Annotated in this window: 20 protein-coding genes; 14 read left to right on the top strand and 6 right to left on the bottom strand. The window is 72.4% G+C overall.

Features of this window, described 5'->3' with window-relative positions:
* Nucleotides 1-89: 89 nt before the first annotated feature.
* Both LG632_RS10240 and LG632_RS10235 read right to left on the bottom strand, forming a co-directional pair.
* Nucleotides 90-1,412 (bottom strand): D-arabinono-1,4-lactone oxidase, encoded by a 1,323-nt coding sequence (locus LG632_RS10240; protein WP_226726593.1) that lies wholly within the window; start codon nt 1,410-1,412, stop codon nt 90-92.
* On the bottom strand, nt 1,369-2,616 hold the full coding sequence (locus tag LG632_RS10235; RefSeq protein ID WP_226726592.1) for an MFS transporter: 1,248 nt from the start codon (nt 2,614-2,616) through the stop codon (nt 1,369-1,371). Before LG632_RS10235 ends, LG632_RS10240 begins: the two co-directional genes overlap by 44 nt.
* Before the next feature lie 169 nt (nt 2,617-2,785).
* Between LG632_RS10235 and LG632_RS10230 the strand changes: the two genes are divergently transcribed.
* Entirely contained in the window at nt 2,786-3,946 is a 1,161-nt protein-coding gene (locus LG632_RS10230; RefSeq protein WP_226726591.1) for a ferrochelatase, read from the top strand.
* Nucleotides 3,947-3,957: 11 nt separating this feature from the next.
* The gene (locus tag LG632_RS10225; RefSeq protein ID WP_226726590.1) at nt 3,958-4,782 is read left to right on the top strand and encodes an inositol monophosphatase family protein; all 825 of its coding nucleotides are present in this window, start codon (nt 3,958-3,960) and stop codon (nt 4,780-4,782) included.
* A gap of 69 nt (nt 4,783-4,851) precedes the next feature.
* Here the strand turns inward: LG632_RS10225 and LG632_RS10220 are convergent, their stop codons facing one another.
* Nucleotides 4,852-5,025: a hypothetical protein gene (locus LG632_RS10220; RefSeq protein WP_226726589.1), complete on the bottom strand. Its 174-nt coding sequence runs from the start codon at nt 5,023-5,025 to the stop codon at nt 4,852-4,854.
* Nucleotides 5,026-5,283: 258 nt separating this feature from the next.
* Between LG632_RS10220 and LG632_RS10215 the strand changes: the two genes are divergently transcribed.
* From LG632_RS10215 to LG632_RS10200, 4 genes are all read left to right on the top strand, one after another.
* On the top strand, nt 5,284-5,937 hold the full coding sequence (locus LG632_RS10215; protein WP_030154340.1) for a response regulator transcription factor: 654 nt from the start codon (nt 5,284-5,286) through the stop codon (nt 5,935-5,937).
* Between the two features lie 5 nt (nt 5,938-5,942).
* Nucleotides 5,943-7,187 carry a sensor histidine kinase gene (locus LG632_RS10210; RefSeq protein WP_226726588.1) on the top strand — a complete coding sequence of 415 codons (1,245 nt, stop codon included), beginning with the start codon at nt 5,943-5,945 and terminating at the stop codon, nt 7,185-7,187.
* A gap of 384 nt (nt 7,188-7,571) precedes the next feature.
* Nucleotides 7,572-7,868: a DUF4193 domain-containing protein gene (locus tag LG632_RS10205; RefSeq protein ID WP_226726587.1), complete on the top strand. Its 297-nt coding sequence runs from the start codon at nt 7,572-7,574 to the stop codon at nt 7,866-7,868.
* Between the two features lie 10 nt (nt 7,869-7,878).
* A complete protein-coding gene (locus tag LG632_RS10200) occupies nt 7,879-8,775 on the top strand; it encodes an EcsC family protein (protein ID WP_226726586.1) in 897 nt (298 codons plus the stop codon).
* A gap of 76 nt (nt 8,776-8,851) precedes the next feature.
* Here LG632_RS10200 and LG632_RS10195 read toward each other — a convergent pair whose 3' ends face one another.
* Nucleotides 8,852-9,319 (bottom strand): DUF3093 domain-containing protein, encoded by a 468-nt coding sequence (locus tag LG632_RS10195; RefSeq protein ID WP_226726585.1) that lies wholly within the window; start codon nt 9,317-9,319, stop codon nt 8,852-8,854.
* A 58-nt stretch (nt 9,320-9,377) separates the two neighbouring features.
* Here LG632_RS10195 and LG632_RS10190 point away from each other — a divergent pair, with 58 nt between their 5' ends.
* From LG632_RS10190 to LG632_RS10160, 7 genes are all read left to right on the top strand, one after another.
* Nucleotides 9,378-9,962, top strand: coding sequence for a PaaI family thioesterase (locus tag LG632_RS10190; protein WP_226726584.1), 585 nt, complete (start codon nt 9,378-9,380; stop codon nt 9,960-9,962).
* The gene (gene dut, locus LG632_RS10185) at nt 9,962-10,495 is read left to right on the top strand and encodes a dUTP diphosphatase (protein WP_125648066.1); all 534 of its coding nucleotides are present in this window, start codon (nt 9,962-9,964) and stop codon (nt 10,493-10,495) included. Before LG632_RS10190 ends, dut begins: the two co-directional genes overlap by 1 nt.
* Before the next feature lies 1 nt (nt 10,496).
* A complete protein-coding gene (locus LG632_RS10180; RefSeq protein WP_226726583.1) occupies nt 10,497-11,270 on the top strand; it encodes a DUF3710 domain-containing protein in 774 nt (257 codons plus the stop codon).
* 194 nt (nt 11,271-11,464) lie between these two features.
* Nucleotides 11,465-14,047 carry a DUF4118 domain-containing protein gene (locus tag LG632_RS10175; RefSeq protein ID WP_226726582.1) on the top strand — a complete coding sequence of 861 codons (2,583 nt, stop codon included), beginning with the start codon at nt 11,465-11,467 and terminating at the stop codon, nt 14,045-14,047.
* Nucleotides 14,044-14,730, top strand: coding sequence for a response regulator (locus LG632_RS10170; protein ID WP_226726581.1), 687 nt, complete (start codon nt 14,044-14,046; stop codon nt 14,728-14,730). The genes LG632_RS10175 and LG632_RS10170 overlap by 4 nt, the downstream gene beginning before the upstream one ends.
* 23 nt (nt 14,731-14,753) lie before the next feature.
* The gene (locus LG632_RS10165; protein ID WP_226726580.1) at nt 14,754-15,164 is read left to right on the top strand and encodes an OB-fold nucleic acid binding domain-containing protein; all 411 of its coding nucleotides are present in this window, start codon (nt 14,754-14,756) and stop codon (nt 15,162-15,164) included.
* Between the two features lie 3 nt (nt 15,165-15,167).
* Complete coding sequence (locus tag LG632_RS10160) at nt 15,168-15,938, top strand: DUF3159 domain-containing protein (RefSeq protein ID WP_226726579.1); 771 nt, start codon at nt 15,168-15,170, stop codon at nt 15,936-15,938.
* Nucleotides 15,939-16,042: 104 nt separating this feature from the next.
* Here LG632_RS10160 and LG632_RS10155 read toward each other — a convergent pair whose 3' ends face one another.
* Both LG632_RS10155 and LG632_RS10150 read right to left on the bottom strand, forming a co-directional pair.
* Complete coding sequence (locus tag LG632_RS10155; RefSeq protein ID WP_226726578.1) at nt 16,043-16,705, bottom strand: potassium channel family protein; 663 nt, start codon at nt 16,703-16,705, stop codon at nt 16,043-16,045.
* Nucleotides 16,702-17,370, bottom strand: coding sequence for a potassium channel family protein (locus tag LG632_RS10150; protein WP_226726577.1), 669 nt, complete (start codon nt 17,368-17,370; stop codon nt 16,702-16,704). The genes LG632_RS10155 and LG632_RS10150 overlap by 4 nt, the downstream gene beginning before the upstream one ends.
* Nucleotides 17,371-17,589: 219 nt before the next feature.
* On the opposite strand from LG632_RS10150, the gene LG632_RS10145 reads away from it, so the two are divergent.
* Entirely contained in the window at nt 17,590-19,638 is a 2,049-nt protein-coding gene (locus LG632_RS10145; protein ID WP_226726576.1) for an APC family permease, read from the top strand.
* The last annotated feature ends 117 nt before the right edge of the window (nt 19,639-19,755 follow it).

Here is a 19,755-nt window from a genome sequence, read left to right as displayed (position 1 = left end):
CCCCGCTGCGACGCCCTCGGGCGCCACGCCGCCCGACCCGGCCGGGTCCGCGCCGGGCGGTCGGTAGCGCGGCCCGGCGGACGGGGCCGTCAGTCGCCCAGCACCCGCCGCAGGTAGTCGTTGCCGAAGACCCGGTCCGGGTCCAGCCGGTTGCGCAGGGCCGTGAACTCGGCGAAGCGCGGGTAGGCCTCGGCGAAGTACGCCGCGTCCCGGGTGTGCACCTTGCCCCAGTGCGGACGCCCGCCGTGTGCGGTGAAGATGCGCTCCGCCTCGGTGAAGTACCGCTGGTAGGGCGTGCCCTTGTACATGTGCACCGCGATGTAGCCGGTGTCCCGGCCGGACGCCGTGGACAGCGTGATGTCGTCGGCCGGGGCCGTGCGCACTTCGACGGGGAAGCTGATCCGCAGGTCGGAGCGGTCCACCAGGGCCTTGAGCTCGCGCAGCGCGGTGACCACCTGCGCGCGCGGAAGGGCGTACTCCATCTCCACGAACCGCACCCGCCGCGGGCTGGTGAACACCTTGTACGCGATGTCCGTGTACGTCCGCGCGGACAGGGCCCGGCTGGCGATCCGGGCGATCCCGGGGATCGTGGCGGGGACCGCCCGGCCCAGGGAGTTGACGGCCTGGAAGACGCCGTTGGACAGCAACTCGTCCTCGATCCAGCCGCTGATCGCGCCGGCCGGGGCAGCCGGGCCCTGGCTGCGGTTGTTGCGCTTGGTGTTGCAGTTGCCGGTGTGGGGGAACCAGTAGAACTCGAAGTGCTCGTTCTCGGCCCAGTGCCGGTCGAAGTCGGCCGTCACCTCGTCGAAGCCCATCGGCTCCTCACGGGCCGTCAGCAGGAACAGCGGTTCCACGGCGAAGGTGAGCGAGGTGACCACGCCGAGCGCGCCGAGCCCGATCCGGGCGGCCGCGAAGACCTCCGGGTTCTCCTTCTCGGAGCAGCTCAGCAGGGTGCCGTTGGCCGTGACCAGCTCCAGCGCGCGGATCTGGGCGGCGATGGAGGCGGACTCGCGGCCGGTGCCGTGCGTGCCGGTGGCCGTGGCGCCCGAGACCGTCTGCTCCATGATGTCGCCCATGTTGGTCAGCGACAGGCCCGCGCGGGCCAGGGCCCGGTTGAGGTCCTTCAGCGCGGTCCCGGCCGCGACCTTCACCGTGCCGGCCGCCCGGTCGATCTCCTGGATCCCGGCCAGGGCCTGGGGCCGGACCAGGACCCCGTCGGTGGCGGCCACCGAGGTGAAGGAGTGGCCGGTGCCGACCGCCTTCACCCGCAGCCCGTCCTCGGCGGCCCGGCGGACCGCCTCCTGAAGCTCCCCGACCGAGGCCGGGGTCACCACGCGCGCGGGCGTGGCGGACACGGTGCCCGCCCAGTTACGCCACGCGGTCCCGTACGTCGCTGCTGTCGCCGTCCCCATCGCTAGAGGGCTCCTCCCCTTGCGCCGGCCTCGTCAGCCGACGGTAACCCGCGAACGCGACCGCCGCCGCGGCGATGCCCGACGCGATGGAGACGACGTACCCGGTCCGCGCCCCGGCGGCGTCGATGACCCAGCCGGCCACCGAGGAGCCGATCGCGACGCCGACCGCGAGCCCGGTGCTGGTCCAGGTCATGCCCTCGGTCAGCTTTTCGCGTGGTACGTGCGCCTCGATCAGGGCCATCGTGGTGACCATCGTGGGAGCGATGGCGAGGCCCGAGACGAAGAGCGCCACGGCAAGAAACGGAAGGTTCCCGGCCAGTAGGAGGGGGATCATACTCACGGCCATCGCACAGATGCCCAGGACCCAGCGGATTTCCGTCCGGCCCGTGAAGCGCAGCAGCCCGAAGACGATCCCGGCCAGGCAGGAGCCGAGGGCCCAGATCGCCAGGACGAAGCCGGTCAGGGACTTGTGGCCGTGCTCCTCGGCGAAGGCCAGGGTGGCCACGTCGATCGAGCCGAAGATCGCGCCGGTCGCCACGAACGTGCCCACCAGCACCTGCAGTCCGGGGGAGCGCAGGGCCGAGGAGGTGTCGGTCTGGGCGCTGCGCGGGTGCGGCGCCGGCTCGGTGGCGCGCAGCGCGGTCAGCCACCACACGCCCACGAGCAGGCAGACGACGGCGACCAGCGGTCCGGCCTCGGGGAACCAGCTGGCCGAGAGCAGGGTCGCGACGGGCGGGCCGAGGATGAAGCACACCTCGTCCAGGACGGACTCGAAGGAGTACGCCGTGTGCAGCTGCGGGGTGTCGCGGTACAGGGTCGTCCAGCGGGCGCGGACCATCGAGCCCACGCTCGGCACGCAGCCCGCGACGGCGGCGAGCACGAAGAGCGTCCAGTCCGGCCAGCCGTTCGCGGCCGCGACCAGCAGCAGGCTGATGGCGCTGACGGCCACCAGCGTCACCGGCCGCAGGACCCGCCGCTGGCCGTACTGGTCGACCAGGCGGGAGACCTGCGGACCCAGCACCGCCGCGGACAGGGCGATGGTGGCCGTGAGCCCGCCGGCGAGGGCGTAGCGGCCGTTGATCTCGGTGATCATCGTCAGGACGCCGACGCCGACCATGGCGATGGGCATCCGGCCGACGAGTCCGGCGGCGCTGAACCCCTTGGTTCCTGGGGCGGCGAAGAGCGCGCGGTACGGGCTGGGCACGAGGGGGCTCCGTAAGGGACGAGAGTGGCCCATACAGGTTACGGCCGGTCCGCGGCGCCCGCACGGGTATTCGGTGGACAAAAGTAAGGGTTACCTTACCTGCGTCCCGGAGTGTCCGGCTGGTGAGGCCGGTTACCCGTGGTCGGTCCCGGGTGGCAGGATTCGAGACATGTCAGACCAGCTCTCCACCCCCGCCTCGGGCGCCGGCCCGGTCCGTCCCTACGACGCCCTGCTCCTGCTCTCCTTCGGCGGGCCCGAGGGCCCCGACGACGTGGTGCCGTTCCTGGAGAACGTCACCCGCGGCCGCGGCATCCCCCGCGAGCGGCTCAAGGAGGTCGGGCAGCACTACTTCGGCTTCGGCGGGGTCAGCCCCATCAACGCGCAGAACCGGGAGCTGCTGGACGCCCTGCGCAAGGACTTCGCCGACCACGGCCTGGACCTGCCGGTCTACTGGGGCAACCGCAACTGGGCGCCGTACCTGACCGACACCCTGCGCGAGATGGTCCAGGACGGCCGCCGCCGCATCGCCGTCCTCGCCACCAGCGCCTACGCCTCGTACTCCGGCTGCCGGCAGTACCGCGAGAACCTCGCCGACGCCCTGGCGACGCTCGCCGAGGAGGGCCTGGAGCTGCCGCGCGTGGACAAGCTGCGGCACTACTTCAACCACCCGGGCTTCGTCGAGCCGATGATCGACGGCGTCGTCGAGTCGCTCACCGCGCTGCCCGAGGAGGTGCGCGCCGGCGCCCACCTCGCCTTCACCACCCACTCGATCCCGACCGCCGCCGCCGACACCTCCGGACCGGTCGAGGAGCACACCACCGGCGGCGCCGGGGGCGCGTACGTCAAGCAGCACCTGGACGTCGCCCAGGTGATCGCGGACGAGGTCGCCGTGCGGACCGGGGTGGCCCACCCCTGGCAGCTGGTCTACCAGTCGCGCAGCGGCGCCCCGCACGTCCCCTGGCTGGAGCCGGACATCTGCGACCACCTGGAGGCCCTGCACGGGGCCGGCGCGCCGGCCGTCGTCATGGTGCCCATCGGCTTCGTCTCGGACCACATGGAGGTCATGTACGACCTCGACACCGAGGCCACCGCCAAGGCCGCCGAGCTCGGCCTGCCGGTCGCCCGCTCGGCCACCGTGGGCGCGGACCCGCGGTTCGCGGAGGCGGTGCGCGAGCTGGTCCTGGAGCGGGCCGCGGTGGAGCGCGGCGAGCCCGCCGAGCGCTGCTGGGTGGGCATGCTGGGCGCGAGCCACGACCTGTGCGCGGTGGGCTGCTGCCCCGCCCGGGCCCCGCGCCCGGCCGCCGCGGGCGTCGACAGTCCCTACGCGTGAGAGGCCTCCCCGTGACCGAGCGAGCGACCGAGGAACTGAAGAAGGAACTGCTGGGCCTGGCCCTGGAGGCGGCCCGGCAGGCCGGCGAGCTGCTGCGGGACGGCCGCCCGGCCGACCTGGCGGTCGCGGCCGTCAAGTCCAGCCCCATCGACGTGGTCACCGAGATGGACCTCGCGGCCGAGAAGCTGATCACCGGCTTCCTCTCCGAGCGCCGGCCGGCCGACGGCCTCCTCGGCGAGGAGGGCGCCAGCACCGAGGGCACCACCGGTGTGCGCTGGGTCATCGACCCGCTCGACGGCACGGTGAACTACCTCTACGGCCTCCCGAGCTGGGGCGTGTCCGTCGCCGCCGAGTACCACGGCGAGACCGTGGCCGGCGTCGTGGAGGTGCCCATGCGGGGCGAGACCTTCCACGCCGTGGCCGGCGGCGGGGCCTGGCTGGGCGACGTACGGCTGTCCTGCCGGCCGGCCGCTCCGCTGGACCAGGCGCTGGTGGCCACCGGCTTCGGCTACCTCCAGGCCCGGCGGGCGCACCAGGCGCAGGTGGCGGCGCGGGTGATCCCGCGGGTGCGGGACGTCCGGCGCGGCGGGTCGGCGGCGATCGACCTGTGCGACGTGGCGGCCGGGCGGCTGGACGCGTACTACGAGCGCGGGCTGAACCCCTGGGACCTCGCGGCCGGCGACCTGATCGCCCGGGAGGCGGGCGCGCTGACCGGCGGACGCCCGGGCGAGCCGGCCTCCGGCGAGCTGGTCGTGGCGGCCGGCCCGGCGGTCTTCGCCTCGCTGCAGCCGCTGCTGGAGGAGGCCGGCGCCTGGCACGACGGCGACGCGGGCTGACCCGAGCGGCACGCCCGGGAAGCACCACGGGCCGCCCCCGGCAGGGGGCGGCCCGTGGTCGTCGCGCGGTCAGCCGCAGGCGGCGGTGACCTGTACGCCGTGTTCGGCGGCGAGCCGGTGGAGGTCCTCCAGCTCGGCCTGTTCGACGTCGGCCAGGAATTCGTCTCCGGATTCCCGCGCCTGCCGGAGGTCCGACTGGGTGGTCCTGATGCGGTGCAGGAGACCCGCGGTGAATGCGTCCATGTCAGGTGCGCCCTTTCTTCGTGGGTCGGCGGCGGCTACGGGGGGTCGTGGCACGCCGCGTGAGGGAGTGGGTCGGGGATGTGCAGACGTCCTCCCCGGCACCCTGGACGCAGAAACCTCTGCAGGCCGGGGAATCCTTCCCTCCGCTCGCCCCCACCCCCCTCAGCTGCGCCTTACTGCCGGTTTACGGCCGAAACCGGCAGGATGGATGACGCAATACACGTGTGCCCGCGAGGGCTCGGAGGAAGGACGGACGACGTGCGCGTACTCGTCGTCGAGGACGAGCAGCTGCTCGCGGACGCGGTGGCCACCGGACTGCGCAGGGAGGCCATGGCCGTGGACGTCGTGTACGACGGGGCGGCGGCACTGGAGCGCGTCGGGGTCAACGACTACGACGTGGTCGTGCTCGACCGGGACCTCCCCCTGGTGCACGGCGACGACGTCTGCCGCAAGATCGTCGAGCTGGGCATGCCCACCCGGGTGCTGATGCTCACCGCCTCCGGCGACGTCAGCGACCGGGTCGAGGGCCTGGAGCTGGGCGCCGACGACTACCTGCCCAAGCCCTTCGCCTTCAGCGAGCTCACGGCGCGGGTCCGGGCGCTCGGCCGGCGCACCACCGTCGCGCTGCCGCCCGTGCTGGAGCGGGCGGGCATCAAGCTGGACCCGAACCGGCGCGAGGTGTTCCGCGAGGGCCGCGAGGTGCAGCTCGCCCCGAAGGAGTTCGCGGTGCTGGAGGTGCTCATGCGCAGCGAGGGGACCGTGGTCTCCGCGGAGCAGCTGCTGGAGAAGGCCTGGGACGAGAACACCGACCCCTTCACCAACGTGGTCCGCGTCACCGTCATGACGCTGCGGCGCAAGCTCGGCGAGCCGCCGGTCATCGTCACGGTGCCCGGCTCCGGATACCGGATCTGACGGGCATGGCCACGACTCCGGCGCCGCCCCAGGCGCCCCCGAAACCCACCTGGGACCCCGGTCAGGCCGAGGGTCCCTTCCCTTGGCTGCGCCCCACCATCCGGATACGGCTGACGCTGCTGTACGGCGGCATGTTCCTGATCGCGGGCATTCTGCTGCTGTCGATCATCTACCTGCTGGCGGCGCAGGCCCTGCGCGAGGGCAACGCCCTGCCCTTCAAGATCGTCGGCGGCACGAAGGTCGAGGTCTCCAGCACCACCTGCCCCGGCGTGGGCATGGACCAGTCGATCGAGCAGTTCAACCTGGCGATCACCGAGTGCGTGAACGTCCAGCGCAAGCACGCCCTGGACGACCTGCTCAGCCGTTCGCTGATGGCCCTGCTGGGCCTCAGTGTCATCGCGTTCGCCTTCGGCTACGCGATGGCCGGCCGGGTGCTCTCGCCGCTCGGCAAGATCACCCGTACCGCCCGCCGGGTGGTCGGCTCCGACCTCACCCGGCGGATCGAGCTCGACGGGCCCGACGACGAGCTCAAGGAGCTCGCGGACACCTTCGACGAGATGCTGGAGCGGCTGGAGCGGGCCTTCACGGCGCAGCAGCGGTTCGTGGCCAACGCCTCGCACGAGCTGCGGACGCCGCTGGCCATCAACCGCACCCTGCTGGAGGTGCACCTGTCCGATCCCGGGGCCCCGGTGGAGCTGCAGCAGCTGGGCAAGACGCTGCTGGCGACCAACGAGCGCAGCGAGCAGCTCGTGGAGGGGCTCCTGCTGCTGGCCCGCAGCGAGAACCAGATCGTCGAGCGCAAGCCGGTGGACCTGGCCGAGGTGGCCTCCCGGGCCATCGACCAGGCGCGCGGCGAGGCCGAGGCGAAGGGCGTGGAGATCCGCGGCGAGCGGGGACCGGTGGTGGTCCAGGGCAACGGCGTGCTGCTGGAGCGGATCGCCCTGAACCTGGTGCAGAACGCCGTCCGGTACAACGTCCCCGAGGGCGGCTGGGTGGAGGTCACCACCGAGGTCCAGCACGGCCAGGCGGTCCTGGTGGTCTCGAACACCGGTCCCGTGGTTCCCGCGTACGAGATCGACAACCTCTTCGAGCCCTTCAGGCGCCTGCGTACGGAGCGAACGGGCAGCGACAAGGGGGTGGGCCTGGGCCTGTCCATCGCGCGCTCCGTGGCGCGCGCGCACGGCGGCCGCATCCACGCGGAGCCGCGCGAGGGCGGTGGCCTGGTGATGCGCGTCACCCTGCCGATCTGAGAACCAACCCTGATTTCGCGCAGGGCTGAATCCGAGAGGCGGGTGGGGTGGGCGATATCTGTGTGATCGATCACATTGTCGAGTACCCGCCCGTGCGGGATCCATGACCCTGTGCTGGCCGAAACGCCCGGGAAAGTCCGGGTTTCCGGCACCCCGATTGGCGGGAAATAGACGGGGTGGCACTCGTGCAAGGGGGCCACGGAACCGTGTACGGTCCGCCTCGACATCCCGGCCGGTCGCCCCTTCAGGCGTGCCGCTGGGTGTCGATTGAGTAACAGACCTTGATGTGAGGCAAAATCTCCGCCTCAGGTCGGGCACAAGTCCGGCCTCTCGCGCGTTACGTGCGCTGAGACACCGCAAACACCCAGAGGGGGAGAGCGACAGATGGCAACGGACTACGACACCCCACGCAAGACCGACGACGACGTCGACAACGACAGCATCGAAGAGCTCAAGGCACGGCGCAGCGAGAAGACGTCCTCGTCGATCGACACGGACGACTTCGACGCCGCCGAGAGCCTGGAGCTCCCGGGCGCGGACCTCTCCAACGAGGAGCTCGCCGTCCGTGTGCTGCCCAAGCAGGCCGACGAGTTCACCTGCATGAGCTGCTTCCTGGTGCACCACCGCAGCCAGCTGGCGCGCGAGAAGAACGGCCAGCCGATCTGCCGCGACTGCGACTGAGGACACCGCCGTGACAGGCTCGACGCCGTTCCGCAAGCGACGCTTCGGACGGCCGGACGCGGACACGGACACCACGGGCCCGGAAACGGGCCCGGGAGCCGCCGGGACGCCCGCCGTGCCCTCGGACGCCGCAGCCCCCCTCCCGTCGACCACGGGGGTCGACGAGGGGCACACGGGCGCGTCCAGGGCCCGACGGCTGGACAGGATCAGGAGCGGCGTCCGCAAGAGCCGGGACGGCGCCAGGGCGGCCGTCCTGCACGTCGCGGACCGGATCATCGAGAACGCCCCGCGCGTTCCCGTACGGGACCTCGCGACGCTGCGCGCGCAGTTCCCGGGACTCGGCCCCGATCAGCTCGCCGACAAGCTGATCGCGGGCGCGGCCAACGGCACCTCGACCGTCGGCGCCGGCATCGGCGCCGCGGCGATGCTGCCCGTGCCGCCCGCCATGCCGGCCGAGCTGGCCGCGGAGATCGTCGGAGTCGCGGCGATCGAGCTCAAGCTCGTCGCCGAGCTCCACGAGGTCTACGGCCTGCGCCCGCCCGGCAACCTCAAGGAGCGCAGCGTCGCCTACCTGAGCGCGTGGACGGAGGAGCGGGGCGTCGACCTCACCAAGCCGACCACGCTCAACGCCGCCCTCGGCGGCCAGATGAAACGCGAACTGCGCCAGCAGATCATGAAGCGGATGTTCCGCAACCTGCCGAACCTGATGCCCTTCATGGTCGGCGCCGCCGTGGGCGCGGTGATGAACCGCCGCGACACGAAGAAGCTCGCCCACAAGATCCGCGCCGACCTGCGCGGCCGGGCCGTCCCCTGGGACCAGCTGCCGGCCCTCCCGCCGCTCGCCGGGCACCCCGACCCGCTCCCGCTGCCCGGGGCCGTCCTCAAGGCCCTGGAGGGACGCGACTGAGGCGCGGGGAGCCACTCCCTGCCGGACGACCGGCGCCGCCACCGGCGCCGCCGCCTACTCCTTCGCCGCCCGGACCTCAGGCCGCCGCCTGCTCCTTCGCCGCCCGCAGCGCCGCGGCCAGTGCCTCCGGCTCCCGCGTGGAGAGGTAGACGTACGGCGTGGGGTCCGCCGGGTCGGTGACCTCGACCCGGACCGCCGTCGGCACGTAGCTGCGCATCACCATGAACGCCCGGGTGTCCGCCTTGTACGTGCGCCAGGCCCGTGCCTCCTCGGCGTCCAGCACCTCGGGCTCGCCCAGCGCCGTCACCGGGATCCGGGCCTCGCCGGCCGCCAGCGCCCCGTTCACCACGCGCACGCGCGCGGAACCGTAACCGCTCACCAGCAGCCCCGCCAGCGCGGACCCGCCCACCAGCCCGGCCAGCAGCGCCGCGCCGCCCAGCGGCAGGAACGTCAGCGCGCAGGCGACGCCGACCAGGGCGGCGATCGCCCACCAGGAGCGGGGGGCGGTCAGGCGTTCGTCATGGTGCGCGGAGGAGAGCTGCATGCCTCCAAGCTTGGCACGGGGCGACCGGCGGGTAGGTCCGCGGGTAAGGTCTGCGCCTGTGAGTGGACGAATCCCCAGCCTGACGCCACCGGACGATGCCTCGGCGCCGGTGCGGCACCCCGACGCCCCGGCACCCGGCGAGCTCCTCGGTGCGCACTACGAGCACTGCTTCGGCTGCGGCGACGGCCAGCCGCACGGACTGCACCTGCAGGCCCGCGCGGGTGAAGGCGTACGCGTCACCGCCGAGTTCACCGTCAAGCCCGCGCACCAGGGCGCACCCGGCCTCGCCCACGGCGGCGTCCTGGCCACCGCGCTCGACGAGACGCTGGGCTCGCTGAACTGGCTGCTGCGCGTCATCGCGGTCACCGGCCGGCTGGAGACCGACTTCGTGCGCCCGGTGCCGGTGGACACCGTGCTGCACCTGGAGGCCGAGGTCACCGCGGTCGCCGGACGGAAGATCTACTCCACCGCAGTCGGCCGGATAGGCGGGCCGGAAGGACCGGTCGCCGTACGAGCCGAGGCCCTGTTCATCGAGGTGAAGGTCGACCACTTCATCGAGAACGGACGGCCCGAGGAGATCCGGGCGGCCATGGCCGACCCGGACCAGGTCAGGCGCGCCCGCGCCTTCGAGGTGAATCCCTGATGTCGTACAACAACGCACCCGTCGACGTGCTGATCAAGCTCGTGGACCCCGAGGTGCCCCTCCCGGCCTACGGCCACCCCGGCGACGCCGGCTGCGACCTGGTCACCACCCAGGCCGCCGAGCTCGCCCCCGGCGAGCGGGCCGTCCTGCCCACCGGGATCTCGATCGCGCTGCCCGACGGCTACGCCGCCTTCGTGCACCCGCGCTCGGGGCTCGCGGCCCGCTGCGGGCTCGCGCTCGTGAATGCCCCGGGGACGGTGGATGCCGGGTACCGTGGGGAGATCAAGGTGATCGTGGTCAATCTCGACCCGCGCGAAAGCGTCCGGTTCGAGCGCTTCGACCGCATTGCCCAGCTGGTTGTCCAGCGGGTCGAGAAGGTGCGCTTCCACCAGGTGGCGGAGCTTCCCGGCTCGGCACGGGCCGAGGGGGGTTTCGGCTCCACCGGCGGTCATGCGGCTGTGGCCGGAAACGGCGCTGGTCAGCAGGGTGGGAATGGCTACGCTTCGGTCGTATCCGACCGGGAAGGACAGTGACGTGTTCGGACGTCGCAAGAACAAGGGCGCCTCGGGCGACGGTGACGAGGCCGAGCAGGTCGTCGACGGCGTCGGCACCGAGCAGGACGACGCCAGGAGCGAGGACGCGCCGCGTCGCGTGAACCTGCCGCCCGCCCCGCGGCCGGACGGCCCCTGGGACATCTCCGAGGTTCCCGGCGACGGGACCGAGGGCCGGGTCGACCTCGGTGGCATCCTCGTCCCCGGTGTCGAGGGCATGGAGCTGCGCGTGGAGGTCGCCGGGGACGCGATCGTCGCCGCGACCGTGGTCCTGCACGACAGCGCCATCCAGCTGCAGGCGTTCGCCGCGCCGAAGAAGGAAGGCATCTGGGGCGAGGTCCGCGACGAGATCGCCGCGGGCATCACCCAGCAGGGCGGCCTCGTCGACGAGGTCGAGGGCCCGCTCGGCTGGGAGCTGCGGGCCCAGGTGCCCGTGCCGCTGCCGGACGGCCAGACCGGCGCCCAGCTGGTGCGTTTCGTCGGGGTCGACGGACCGCGCTGGTTCCTGCGGGGCGTCATCTCCGGCCAGGGCGCGGTGCGCCCGGAGGCGGCCGGCATGCTGGAGTCGATCTTCCGCGAGACGGTCGTCGTCCGTGGCGAGGGCCCGATGGCCCCGCGCGACCCGATCGTCCTGAAGCTGCCGAACGACGCCCAGATGGTGCCGGACGGCGTGCAGACCGAGGACCAGGGGAACTCCCGCTTCTCCGGCGGCATGGGCCAGCTGGAGCGCGGCCCGGAGATCACCGAGGTCCGCTGAACCGACCGACCGGGGCCGGTGGCCCGTACCCCTCGCGGGTGCGGACCACCGGCCCCGGCGCGTACCGGCCGGTGCCGGTGCCGGCGCGTGCCGGGCGGTGCCGGTGCACAGGCCCGCGTCAGGGTTGTGTCAGGGAACCGCTCCCGGACGCTCCCACGTGCGTGAACGCCACGAACGTCCTTGAGAATGGGCGCATGGGACGTGGCAGCCTTCGGATCTATCTCGGCGCGGCGCCCGGAGTGGGCAAGACGTACGCGATGCTGTCCGAGGGGCACCGCCGCAGCGAGCGCGGCACGGACTGCGTGGTGGGATTCGTCGAGCACCACGGCCGGCCGCGCACCGAGGTGATGCTGCACGGGCTGGAGCAGGTCCCGCGCCGGGAGCTGACGCACCGGGGTGCGGTGTTCACCGAGATGGACGTGGACGCGTTGCTGGCGCGGCGCCCGGCGGTGGCGCTGGTGGACGAGCTGGCGCACACCAACGTGCCCGGTTCGCGCAACGCCAAGCGGTGGCAGGACGTCGAGGAGCTCCTGCGGGCCGGGATCGACGTCGTCTCCACGGTCAACATCCAGCACCTGGAGTCGCTGGGGGACGTGGTCGAGTCGATCACCGGCGTCCGGCAGCGGGAGACCGTGCCGGACGAGGTGGTGCGGCGGGCGGACCAGATCGAGCTGGTGGACATGTCCCCGCAGGCCCTGCGGCGCCGGATGGCGCACGGCAACGTCTACCGGCCGGACAAGGTCGACGCGGCGCTGTCGAACTACTTCCGCCCGGGCAATCTGACGGCGTTGCGGGAGCTGGCCCTGCTGTGGACGGCCGACCGGGTCGACGAGTACCTGCGGGCCTACCGCGGCGAGCACGGCATCCGCTCCACCTGGCAGGCCCGCGAGCGCATCGTGGTCGGCCTCACCGGCGGTCCCGAGGGGCGTACGCTCGTCCGCCGGGCGGCCCGGCTCGCCGAGAAGGGCGCCGGAGGCGAGGTCCTGGCCGTCTACGTCGCCCGCGGCGACGGCCTGACCTCGGCCTCGCCCAAGGAGCTCGCGCTCCAGCGGACACTGGTCGAGGACCTTGGTGGAACGTTTCACCATGTGATCGGCGACGACGTCCCCGACGCCCTGCTGGAGTTCGCGCGCGGGGTGAACGCCACCCAGATCGTCCTCGGCTCCAGCCGCCGCAAACCCTGGCAGTACGTGTTCGGGCCCGGCGTCGGCGCCACGGTGGCCCGCGAGTCCGGGCCCGACCTCGACGTCCACATCGTCACCCACGAGGAGGCCGCCAAGGGCCGCGGCCTGCCCGTGGCCCGCTCCGGCGCCCGCCTCGGCCGGACCCGGACCGCGGCCGGCTGGCTGAGCGGCCTGGTGCTGCCGGTGCTGCTCACGCTGCTGCTGACCCACGTCGACGCCGACCTCGGGCTCGCCAACGACATGCTGCTCTTCCTGGCGCTGGCGGTCGCCGCCGCGCTGGTGGGCGGCCGCTGGCCGGCGCTGGCCTGCGTGGCGCTCGGCTGCCTGCTGCTGAACTACTTCTTCACCCCGCCGCTGCACCGCCTGACCGTCGCCGACCCGCGCAACATCATCGCCATCTCCGTCTTCGTGGGCGTGGCGGTGTCCGTGGCCTCCGTCGTGGACCTGGCCGCCCGCCGCACCCAGCAGGCGGCCCGGCTGCGCGCCGAGTCCGAGGTCCTGTCCTTCCTCGCCGGCAGCGTCCTGCGCGGCGAGGACAGCCTCGACGCCCTGCTGGAGCGGGTGCGGGAGACGTTCGCCATGGAGTCCGTGGCCCTGCTGGAGCGGGCCGGCGACACCGAGCCCTGGCGCGCGGCCGCCCAGGTCGGCCCCGCCCCCGCCGAGCGGCCCGAGGACGCCGACGTCGACATGCCCGTCGGCGACCACCTGGCCCTGGCCCTGACCGGCCGCGTGCTGCCCGCCGAGGACCGCCGGGTGCTCGGTGCCTTCGCCGCCCAGGCGGCGGTCGTCCTGGACCGGCGGCGGCTGGTGGACGAAGCCGGGCGGGCCCGCCGGCTGGCCGAGGGCAACCGGATCCGCACCGCCCTGCTCGCCGCCGTCAGCCACGACCTGCGCACCCCGCTCGCCTCCATCAAGGCCTCCGTCAGCGGCCTGCGCTCGGACGACGTCGACTGGTCCGAGGAGGACCGCGCCGAGCTGCTGCAAGGCATCGAGGAGGGGGCCGACCGGCTGGCCCACCTGATCGGCAACCTGCTGGACATGTCCCGGCTCCGGACCGGAACCGTCACCCCGCTGGTCCGGGCCGCCGACCTGGACGAGGTGATCCCGATGGCGCTGGGCGGCGTACCCGAGGACAGCGTGCGCCTCGACGTGCCCGAGACCCTGCCGATGGTGGCCGTGGACCCGGGTCTGCTGGAGCGGGCCGTGGCCAACGTCGTCGAGAACGCCGTCAAGTACAGCCCCGCCGGCACCCCGGTCACCGTCGCCGCCAGCGCCCTCGGCGACCGGGTCGAGGTCCGCGTGGTCGACCGCGGACCCGGGGTGCCCGATCCCGCCAAGGAGCGGATCTTCGAGCCCTTCCAGCGCCACGGCGACGCCCCGCGCGGCGCCGGTGTGGGCCTCGGCCTCGCCGTCGCCCGCGGCTTCACCGAGGCCATGGGCGGCACCCTGGCCGCCGAGGACACCCCCGGCGGCGGACTCACCATGGTGCTCACCCTGCGCGCGGTGACCCCCGACCCCGAACCGTCCCCGTCCGCTCCCGCCGCGGTGCACGGCGGCGGGGACCCGATCCCAGAGAAAGCAGGCCCTTCATGACCCGGGTGCTCGTGGTGGACGACGAGCCGCAGATCGTCCGAGCCCTCGTGATCAACCTCAAGGCGCGCAAGTACGAGGTCGACGCCGCCGCCGACGGGGCGAGCGCCCTGGAGCTGGCGGCCGCCCGCCACCCCGACGTCGTCGTCCTCGACCTCGGTCTGCCCGACATGGACGGCGTCGAGGTGATCCGGGGCCTGCGCGGCTGGACCCGCGTGCCGATCCTGGTGCTCTCCGCCCGGCACAGCTCCGACGAGAAGGTCGAGGCCCTCGACGCCGGCGCCGACGACTACGTCACCAAGCCCTTCGGCATGGACGAGCTGCTGGCCCGGCTGCGGGCGGCGGTCCGGCGCGCCGAGCCGGCCGCCGGCGCCGGCGAGGACGAGGTGGTCGTGGAGACCGCCGGGTTCACCGTGGACCTCGCCGCGAAGAAGGCCGTCCGCGAGGGCCGCGACGTACGGCTGACCCCCACGGAATGGCACCTGCTGGAGGTGCTCGTGCGCAACAGCGGCAAGCTGGTCGGCCAGAAGCAGCTGCTCCAGGAGGTCTGGGGGCCCTCGTACGGCACGGAGACCAACTACCTGCGCGTCTACATGGCCCAGCTGCGGCGCAAGCTGGAGGCGGACCCCTCGCACCCGCGGCACTTCATCACCGAGCCCGGCATGGGATACCGCTTCGAGAGGTAGGAAGCCGCCGGTACGCTTCCTGTATGAGTGCTGATCCGCGTCCCGAGAAGTCCGCCAGGCCGGCGGGCCGCTTCCGCCGCATGATAGAGAGGCTGTCCTCCTCGCAGGAGGAGCTGCATTCCGCGGAGCTGCAGGAGGACGCGGAGGCCGCGGGCTGCACGCGGATCTGCGACTCCCACGACCGGCAGATCGTCAAGGTGACCGGCACGCTGCGCACGGTCACCCTGCGGCCGCGCGCCGGAGTGCCCGCCCTGGAGGCGGAGCTCTTCGACGGGTCCGCCGCGCTGGACGTCGTCTGGCTCGGACGTCGCTCGATCGTGGGAATCGAACCGGGGCGCAAGCTGATCGCCTCGGGGCGGATCGCGATGAGCCACGGCCGGCGCGTCCTGTTCAACCCCAAGTACGAACTCCGACCGCTCGGACAGGAGCACTAGCCGGTGACGTCCTTCGACAAACCGGCGTCCCCGACGCCGACCCCGAACCCGACCGGCACGCCCGCGGCCGCCCCCCCGGAGCAGGCCCCGGACGACGTCAGGGCCGTGACCCAGGCGGCGCTCTTCGACGCCTTCGGCGGCATCCGCGGCACCGTGGAGACGATGCTCCCCGGCCTGCTGTTCGTCATGATCTACACGTTCAACAAGGACGTGACCATGTCGGCGATCGCGGCGGGCGCGGTGGCCGTGCTGCTGGTCGTCGTGCGGCTGGCCCGCAAGGACACCGTCAAGCACGCCTTCAGCGGCGTCTTCGGCGTCGGCGTGGGCGTGGCCTTCGCCCTGTTCACCGGCACCGCCAAGGGCTTCTACCTGCCCGGCATGATCTACGGCGCCGGTCTCGGCGTCGCGTTCACGCTCTCGGCGCTGGTGGGCTTCCCGCTGCTCGGCGTGGTGCTCGGCCCGGTCTTCCGGGAGAACCTCTCCTGGCGCACCCGCAACCCCGGCCGCAAGAAGGCGTACACCAAGGCGTCGCTGGCCTGGGGCCTGATCTTCCTGGCCAAGTACGCGATCCTCTTCCCGCTGTACTTCTGGGGCGACGACACCCAGCTGGGCTGGCTGCTGGTCGCGCTGAAGCTGCCGCCGATGGTGCTCGCCGTGTACTTCACCTGGGTCTTCCTGGCCAAGGCGCCGCCGCCGATCGACGTGATCGCGGAGTACGAGGCCGAGGAAGCCGCGCAGAAGGCCCGCGAGGCGGCCCGGCGGGGCGGGGCGTGAACCCGTAGGCCGTAAGCGGGCGGACGACGGACGAAGGGGGTGGGCGGCCACGTGGCCGCCCACCCCCTTCGCCGCGTCCCGCGGCGGCAAGCCCCGCAGGGCGGCTACCGGCGGGCCTGGAGGAGCTCCTCCAGCTGTTCCTCGCGGGCCTGGGCGGCCACGAACAGCAGCTCGTCGCCCGGCTCCAGGGTCTCCTCCGGGTGCGGGGTCAGCACCCGGTTGCCGCGGATGATGGTGACCAGGGAGGTGTCCTCCGGCCAGCTGATCTCGCTGATCTGGGTGCCCGCGACGGAGGACTCCGGCGGCAGCGTCAGCTCCACGAGGTTGGCGTCACCGTGGCTGAAGCGCAGCAGGCGCACCAGGTCACCGACGCTGACCGCCTCCTCGACCAGGGCCGACATCAGGCGCGGCGTGGACACCGCCACGTCGACGCCCCAGGACTCGTTGAAGAGCCACTCGTTCTTCGGGTTGTTGACCCGGGCCACGACCCGGGGGACCCCGTACTCGGTCTTGGCCAGCAGCGAGACGACGAGGTTGACCTTGTCGTCACCCGTCGCGGCGATGACCACGTTGCAGCGCTGCAGCGCCGCCTCGTCCAGCGAGGTGATCTCGCAGGCGTCGGCCAGCAGCCACTCGGCCTGCGGCACGCGCTCCACCGAGATGGCGGTCGGCGCCTTGTCCACGAGGAGCACCTCGTGGCCGTTCTCCAGCAGCTCGCCCGCGATGGAGCGGCCCACGGCCCCGGCTCCGGCGATCGCGACCCTCATGCGTGTGCCTCCTCGGGGCCCTCGGCGAACGCCGCCTCGACCTTGCCGATCTCGTCCGTGCGCATCATCACGTGGACGAGGTCGCCCTCCTGCAGGACCGTCTGCGACGTCGGCAGCATGGCCTCGCCCAGACGGGTGAGGAAGGCCACGCGGACCCCGGTCTCCTCCTGCAGCTCGCTGACCTTGTGACCGATCCACGCGGGGGAGGCGTGCACCTCGGCGAGCTGGACCCCGCCGCTCGGGTCGCGCCACAGCGGCTCGGCGCCGGACGGCAGCAGGCGGCGCAGCATCTGGTCGGCCGTCCACCGGACGGTGGCCACGGTCGGGATGCCCAGGCGCTGGTAGACCTCGGCCCGCTTGGGGTCGTAGATGCGGGCGGCGACGTTCTCGACACCGAACATCTCCCGGGCCACCCGGGCCGCGATGATGTTGGAATTGTCACCACTGCTGACGGCGGCGAAGGCGCCCGCCTCCTCGATGCCGGCCTCGCGCAGGGTGTCCTGGTCGAAGCCGACCCCGGTGACCCGGCGGCCGCCGAATCCCGCGCCCAGCCGACGGAACGCGGTGGGGTCCTGGTCGATCACAGCGACGGTATGCCCCTGCTGCTCCAGGGTCTGCGCAAGGGCGGAGCCCACCCTTCCGCAGCCCATAATGACGATGTGCACGGCCGTCCTTCCGGCTGTCGGCGGCTGTATCGGTTCCAGCCTCGTTCATGCTCAGGCTTAACAGGGTCTCAGACCGTTGCCCAAGCTACACACGGGTGGTGCCCCGAGCGGGCCCTTTGCGGAGCCCGCGTGGCATCTTGTGCTGCGCCGGTGCCGAATTCACGGGGGATTCGGGTGGTGGTTGGGCACTGCCCTTTTCGAACGCTTACGATCCTCTGCGTGTCCAAACTGACCGACGTGCCCAAACGGATCCTGATCGGCCGGGCGCTGCGCAGCGACCGCCTCGGGGAAACCCTCCTGCCGAAGCGGATCGCCCTTCCCGTCTTCGCCTCCGACCCGCTCTCCTCCGTGGCGTACGCCCCCGGCGAGGTCCTGCTGGTCCTCTCCGTCGCGGGTGTGTCGGCGTACCACTTCAGCCCCTGGATCGCGGCCGCCGTCGTGGTCCTCATGTTCACCGTGGTCGCTTCGTACCGGCAGAACGTGCACGCCTACCCGAGCGGCGGCGGCGACTACGAGGTCGCCAACACCAACCTCGGGCCCAAGGCCGGCCTGACCGTCGCCAGCGCCCTGCTCGTCGACTACGTGCTCACCGTGGCCGTCTCCATCTCCTCCGGGGTGGAGAACCTCGGCTCCGCGGTGGACTTCGTGATCGAGCACAAGGTCCTCAGCGCCATCGCCATGATCCTCCTGCTGACGCTGATGAACCTGCGCGGCGTGAAGGAATCCGGAAAGCTCTTCGCGATCCCGACCTACGTCTTCGTCGCGGGCGTCTTCCTCATGATCGCCTGGGGCGCCTGGAAGGGAATCGTCCTCGGCGACACCATGAAGGCCCCCACCGCCGACCTGGAGATCAAGGCCGAGCACCAGGGACTGGCCGGTTTCGCGCTGGTCTTCCTGCTGCTGCGCGCCTTCTCCTCCGGCTGTGCGGCCCTCACCGGCGTCGAGGCCATCAGCAACGGCGTGCCCGCCTTCCGCAAGCCCAAGAGCAGGAACGCGGCCACCACCCTCGCCCTCATGGGCGCCCTGGCCGTCACCATGTTCTGCGGCATCATCGGCCTGGCCATGGCCACCGACGTGCGGATGGCCGAGAAGCCCGCCACCGACCTGCTGCGCGGCGGCGTCCCCGTCGGCGACGACTACGTCCAGAACCCGGTGATCTCCCAGGTCGCCGAGGCCGTCTTCGGCCCGGGCAGCTTCTTCTTCGTGTTGCTCGCCGCGGCCACGGCCCTGGTGCTGTTCCTGGCCGCCAACACCGCGTACAACGGCTTCCCGCTGCTCGGCTCGATCCTCGCCCAGGACCGCTACCTGCCGCGCCAGCTGCACACCCGCGGCGACCGCCTGGCCTTCTCCAACGGCATCGTGCTCCTCGCGGGCGCCGCGGCGCTGCTGGTCTGGGTCTACGACGCCGACTCCACCAAGCTGATCCAGCTCTACATCGTCGGCGTGTTCGTCTCCTTCACCCTCAGCCAGATCGGCATGGTCCGGCACTGGAACCGGCACCTGAAGACGGAGCGGGACCCCGCCGCGCGCCGCCGGATGTTCCGCTCGCGGGCGATCAACGCCTTCGGCGCGACGTTCACCGGCCTGGTGCTGGTCGTCGTCCTCGCCACCAAGTTCACCCACGGCGCCTGGGTCGCCCTGCTCGGCATGGTGATCTTCTACGGCACCATGACGGCCATCCGCCGGCACTACGACAAGGTCGCCGAGGAGATCGCGGCCGCCGAGGAGCGCCCCGACGAGTACGTCCGCCCCTCCCGGGTCCGCTCCGTCGTGCTCGTCTCCAAGCTCCACAAGCCCACCCTGCGCGCCCTGGCGTACGCCAAGCTGCTGCACGCCAACCAGCTGGAGGCGCTCACCGTCAGCGTGGACCCGGCGGAGACCAAGGCGCTCAAGGCGGAGTGGGAGCGGCGCGGCATCGACGTACCGCTGAAGATCCTCGACTCGCCGTACCGCGAGGTCACCCGCCCGGTCATCGAGTACGTCAAGGGCCTGCGCTCGGAGAACCCGCGCGACGCGGTCAGCGTGTACATCCCCGAGTACGTCGTCGGCCACTGGTACGAGCACCTGCTGCACAACCAGAGCGCCCTGCGCCTCAAGGGCCGGCTGCTGTTCACGCCCGGGGTCATGGTCACCTCGGTGCCGTACCAGCTGGCGTCCTCGGAGGCGGCCAAGAAGCGGGCCCGCAAGCGCCAGGAGTGGAACGCCCCGGGCGCCGTGCGCCGCGGCCCGGTGGACACGCGCCGCAAGGAGCCGAGCGGCAAGGCGTGACGGCGGCGGTCACGGCCGGGTGCGCGATCCACGTAGACTGGAGGGTCGCCACTCGGCCGTTGCCGTGCGGGCGTACGCCCCCGGCTCGCTGTTGAACCCATTGGAGTGCTCCCCACC

Origin of the sequence: Streptomyces antimicrobicus, from assembly GCF_020532625.1 — a bacterium.
In the GTDB taxonomy this organism is placed as follows: domain Bacteria; phylum Actinomycetota; class Actinomycetes; order Streptomycetales; family Streptomycetaceae; genus Streptomyces; species Streptomyces antimicrobicus.
Note: the sequence above shows the minus strand (reverse complement) of the source record. Positions and strands in the feature narration are given on the sequence as shown.